General features: G+C 44.6%; 3 protein-coding genes and 2 pseudogenes. All 5 read right to left on the bottom strand.

Annotated features, from left to right (window positions below; genetic code table 11):
* Window positions 1-54: 54 nt before the first annotated feature.
* Window positions 55-138: pseudogene (locus tag A3761_RS28635) on the bottom strand (30S ribosomal protein S5); the annotation flags it as partial.
* An 11-nt stretch (window positions 139-149) separates the two neighbouring features.
* Window positions 150-500: a 50S ribosomal protein L18 gene (rplR, locus tag A3761_RS20675; protein ID WP_068508543.1), complete on the bottom strand. Its 351-nt coding sequence runs from the start codon at window positions 498-500 to the stop codon at window positions 150-152.
* 8 nt (window positions 501-508) lie between these two features.
* Window positions 509-1,042 (bottom strand): 50S ribosomal protein L6, encoded by a 534-nt coding sequence (gene rplF / locus A3761_RS20670; protein ID WP_068508542.1) that lies wholly within the window; start codon window positions 1,040-1,042, stop codon window positions 509-511.
* A gap of 9 nt (window positions 1,043-1,051) precedes the next feature.
* A complete protein-coding gene (gene rpsH / locus A3761_RS20665) occupies window positions 1,052-1,444 on the bottom strand; it encodes a 30S ribosomal protein S8 (protein WP_068508541.1) in 393 nt (130 codons plus the stop codon).
* Between the two features lie 101 nt (window positions 1,445-1,545).
* Window positions 1,546-1,662 (bottom strand): annotated as a pseudogene (locus tag A3761_RS20660) (30S ribosomal protein S14); the annotation flags it as partial.

Raw genomic sequence — 1,662 nt, 5'->3', positions numbered from 1 at the left:
TACACGACCTGCACCATCACCAACAACAGTTAGTGCTGTGAAACCGAAGATTCAACCACCTTTAACAACTTTTGCTACACGGTTAACTTGTACAAGTTTTTCCTGTAGCTCTGGACCGTTTTTGTCTTCTACGCTCATCGTAATGCCCCTTAGAACTCTAATCCGGCTTCACGCGCAGCGTCAGCCAATGCCTTTACACGACCGTGATATTTAAAACCAGCACGATCAAATGCTACTCTTGAAACACCAGCTGTCTTTGCTCGCTCAGCGATCAAAGCACCAACTTTAGTAGCCGCGTCAATGTTACCTGTACCTTCGCCGCGAAGATCTTTATCCAGAGTAGAAGCAGAGGCTAAAACCTTGTTTCCTTCACCTGAAATAATCTGTGCGTAGATATGCTTAGGTGTACGATGAACTGTAAGTCGGGTCTCACCCAAAGCTTTTAACTTAAAGCGAGTTTTTTTCGCTCTACGTAGTCTTGATTCTTTCTTAATGCTCATAGCTTCACCTATTTCTTCTTAGCTTCTTTGCGTCTGACATGTTCGTCAGCAAAGCGTACACCCTTACCTTTGTAAGGCTCTGGCGGACGGAAAGCACGAATTTCAGCAGCAACCTGACCTAGCAACTGTTTGTCAGCGCCTGACAAAACAATCTCGGTCTGTGATGGAGCTTCAGCTTTAATACCTTCAGGAAGCTCGTATTCGACTGGGTGAGAAAAACCCAATGACAGATTTAGTTTCTTGCCCTGCATCTGTACACGATAACCAACACCGATTAGCTGTAGCTTTTTCTGGAAGCCAGTACTTACACCAGTAACCATGTTGTTTACCAACGCGCGAGTCGTACCAGACATCGCTCGTGAGAACTTGCTGCCATTTTTAGCAGCAAATTTAATTTCTGAACCTTCCTGCGTTACAGTAACAACAGAATTAAGATCCAAAGATAAAGTGCCTTTACCGCCCTTTACTTCAATTTCTTGCTCAGTTAGCTTAACTTCTACACCGGAAGGAAGCTGAACTGGACTATTAGCAACCCTAGACATGCCCTTCTCCTAGAAAACTGTGCAGATTACTTCGCCACCAATGCCGGCATTACGCGCAGCTCGGTCGGTCATCACACCTTGCGAAGTTGAAATAATGGCAACACCCAAACCACCGCGAATGCTTGGCAGCTCGTCTTTACCTTTAAACTGGCGTAGACCTGGACGGCTAGCTCTCTTAATTTCTTCGATGACTGGCTTGCCTTCGAAATACTTAAGATCAACAGTTACCTGTGCTTTTACCTGACCATCAGTGTTAAAGCCTTCGATGAAACCTTCTGACTTTAATACTTCTAGTACTGACACCTTCATTTTAGAAGAAGGCATTGTGACAGATTGCTTCTCAGCCATCTGTGCATTACGAATACGTGTGAACATATCCGCAAGCGTATCTTGCATACTCATCGTATGAACTCCTAGTCTTTTTAGTTGTGCAGTATCAAAAACAAGCCGGAAGGAAACCCCACCAGCTTGTTATGGTACTTACCAACGTTTCTTTACTGGTATTACCAGCTTGCTTTTTTCAGGCCGGGCACATTACCACTCATTCCCTGTTCACGCAATTTAATTCGTGAAAGTTTGAACTTGCGGTATACGCCATGTGGTCGACCTGTCACTTGACA

This window comes from Oleiphilus sp. HI0123 (assembly GCF_001635315.1).
Note: the sequence above shows the minus strand (reverse complement) of the source record. Positions and strands in the feature narration are given on the sequence as shown.

What these genes read in the sequence shown, in the direction of transcription:
- rplR (WP_068508543.1), bottom strand. Translation starts at nt 500, where the DNA reads ATGAGCATTAAGAAAGAATCAAGACTACGTAGAGCGAAAAAAACTCGC.
- rplF (WP_068508542.1), bottom strand. Translation starts at nt 1,042, where the DNA reads ATGTCTAGGGTTGCTAATAGTCCAGTTCAGCTTCCTTCCGGTGTAGAA.
- rpsH (WP_068508541.1), bottom strand. Translation starts at nt 1,444, where the DNA reads ATGAGTATGCAAGATACGCTTGCGGATATGTTCACACGTATTCGTAAT.